This window comes from Solimonas variicoloris DSM 15731 (assembly GCF_000382285.1).
In the GTDB taxonomy this organism is placed as follows: domain Bacteria; phylum Pseudomonadota; class Gammaproteobacteria; order Nevskiales; family Nevskiaceae; genus Solimonas; species Solimonas variicoloris.
This window is the reverse complement of record NZ_KB907967.1, coordinates 1-2,011: the sequence shown is the minus strand read 5'-3', so window position 1 is coordinate 2,011 and position 2,011 is coordinate 1. Positions and strand designations below refer to the sequence as shown.

The following is a 2,011-nucleotide window of genomic DNA, read 5'->3' as shown; positions in this document are numbered from 1 at the left end:
GGAGCTGGCCACGGCCCGCCTCAAGATCGAGGCACAGGCCGAACGGCAGACCGAGCAGGCCGCCGAGATCGAGCGCCTACGCGCCGCGCTGGCCGATGCGCAGCAGGGCCGCACCGCCGCCGAACAGCAGGCCGCCGTGCTGGCCGCCAAACTGGAGGCATGCGCTGAACGGGTGGCCCGTGCAGAGGCCCGCGTCGAGCAGATCGAGCAGCAGGCCGCCAAGGCGGCACAGGCCAACGAAGAAGCCCGAGCCGCTGCCGCGCAGGAAGCCCGGCAGGTGCAAGCAGAACGCGACGAAGCCCGCAAGGTGGCCGCCGAGGCGCGCGAGCAGGCCGCGCGCCTGGCGGGGCAACTCGAAGCCCTCACCACCAAGGAACGAAAAACCGATGAAAGACCGTGACCACAACGAAGCGATGGCCGGCATGTTTCAGGCCGAACCCCGATTTGCCGCCGACTATCTGCGCCAGGTGTTGGCCGATGGCGAACCTGCCGACGTGCGCGCCGGTTTGCGGCAAATGGCGGATGTGCTGCGCGTCAGCCAGGCCGCTGCGCCGACTGATTCTGCGCCTTCGGCGGGCCTCTTTGACCGGGCCGGCGTGCGCTACGAAGTGGCGTGTGATGTGATCGGGGCGTTGATTGCCCACTACGCCGAAATCATGGGACGCGAGCGCGAGCAGGCGCAGCCGAATGAGGCGGTTTTGCGCGTGGCCGGGGCGATGAAGGCGGCGCTGGCCGGGGAGCGGGACGATCTCGACCCGCGCGACAGCGCCGGCATCGAGGCGGCGATTTCGCGCTATGCGCCACTGGCGCGCCGGCTGTATGGCCGGGATGAAAACGACCACGCCCGTCAGGAGGACCGCCGCGCCGACTTCGACCAGGTGAATGCTTCGCTGGCCTTGGAGGGGCTGGCGATGAGCGCGGATGATTTGGCGGTGCAGGCGCTGCTGATCCGGGGCGACATCACCCACGATGAGGCGGTGCAGTGCTACCGCATCCTGCATCGCCATGCGCAGTAAAACCGACTGGCCGCCCGAGGCGGCCGGCGTGCTGGGTTTGCTCGAATCGCAGCCGCCAGAGGCGGCGATGCTGGTTGGCTGTTTTCTGGCGGCGGTGGCCCATCCCGATCATGCGGCCGAGCTGGCGATGTTCGACAAATTGCCGTCAGCGGCCCGGATGGCCGTCGGGCGATTTTTCTCGTTTTTCCTGGCGGGCGGCCTGGATGATGCCGGACGCGAAAAGCTGCATTCGCACATGCAGGCATGGTTCGTCTGTCAGCGCCGTTTTCGGTGAATGGCCCGACTCATCCACTAGGGCCGGGCAAGGGGTGGACAGAGGGCGATGCTGGCTTGCTGGATGGCCCCGCACCCCCAGAAAACTTGTCACACACCACGCAACTCCCGTTGCTTCGCTAAAAGCCTTGTGCTGCAAGGCTTTTAGCGCGGCGACACCGAAGACACATCGCGGCGACACCGAAAGGGCGGAACCGGCATAAAACCCTTGCTGCGCAAGGAAAACAGCCGCGCTTTCGCGCGCGAAATTGCTTCAAATGCCTGTCGGCATCAGCAAGGCATAGGCCTGCACGCCAAAGGCGTTGGCGATGCGCTCCAGGTTGTCCAGGGAGATGTTTCTGACTTGGCGCTCGCAGTGCGCAACAAAGGTGCGATGTAGGCCGCACTCGAAGGCGAGCGCTTCTTGTGACCAGCCTCTTTCCCGGCGTAATCGGATCATGTTGGCCGCGAGCACGGCCCGCGCGGAATGCGCGGTCTGTGCGGGAGATAGGGCGGCGGGAGACATGCAAACCAGTCTCCCGATGTGCTGCTTTTACGTCAGCCGTGTTTAAGTCACAATATGGCTTTCTCATTGAGAAAGACGGCGTGACGATGGGCAGAAAAACAGCAATCAGGCGAGGGGGGGCCGTGTTGGCCAGCCTGTTGATTGGCGCAATTGAACCGGCCGGCGCGGCCTCCCTGGTCGGCGGTCAAACCGATGATTCCGTGTGCGACCTGGGCAG

3 protein-coding genes and 1 pseudogene are annotated in these 2,011 nt (G+C 65.4%); 3 read left to right on the top strand and 1 reads right to left on the bottom strand.

The features are described from left to right. The 3 genes and pseudogenes from H149_RS23710 to H149_RS0119115 all read left to right on the top strand — a co-directional run. A pseudogene (locus H149_RS23710) lies at window positions 1-400 on the top strand (DNA-binding protein); the annotation flags it as partial. Next, window positions 387-1,016, top strand: coding sequence for an antitoxin VbhA family protein (locus H149_RS23875; RefSeq protein ID WP_020651370.1), 630 nt, complete (start codon window positions 387-389; stop codon window positions 1,014-1,016). The pseudogene H149_RS23710 and the gene H149_RS23875, both read left to right, overlap by 14 nt. Further along, a complete protein-coding gene (locus H149_RS0119115; RefSeq protein ID WP_020651369.1) occupies window positions 1,006-1,290 on the top strand; it encodes a hypothetical protein in 285 nt (94 codons plus the stop codon). Before H149_RS23875 ends, H149_RS0119115 begins: the two co-directional genes overlap by 11 nt. A 252-nt stretch (window positions 1,291-1,542) precedes the next feature. On the opposite strand, the gene H149_RS0119110 is transcribed toward H149_RS0119115, so the two are convergent. Continuing rightward, window positions 1,543-1,794, bottom strand: coding sequence for a helix-turn-helix domain-containing protein (locus H149_RS0119110; protein WP_026353332.1), 252 nt, complete (start codon window positions 1,792-1,794; stop codon window positions 1,543-1,545). Window positions 1,795-2,011: the final 217 nt, after the last annotated feature.

What these genes read in the sequence shown, in the direction of transcription:
- H149_RS23875 (WP_020651370.1), top strand. Translation starts at nt 387, where the DNA reads ATGAAAGACCGTGACCACAACGAAGCGATGGCCGGCATGTTTCAGGCC.
- H149_RS0119115 (WP_020651369.1), top strand. Translation starts at nt 1,006, where the DNA reads ATGCGCAGTAAAACCGACTGGCCGCCCGAGGCGGCCGGCGTGCTGGGT.
- H149_RS0119110 (WP_026353332.1), bottom strand. Translation starts at nt 1,794, where the DNA reads ATGTCTCCCGCCGCCCTATCTCCCGCACAGACCGCGCATTCCGCGCGG.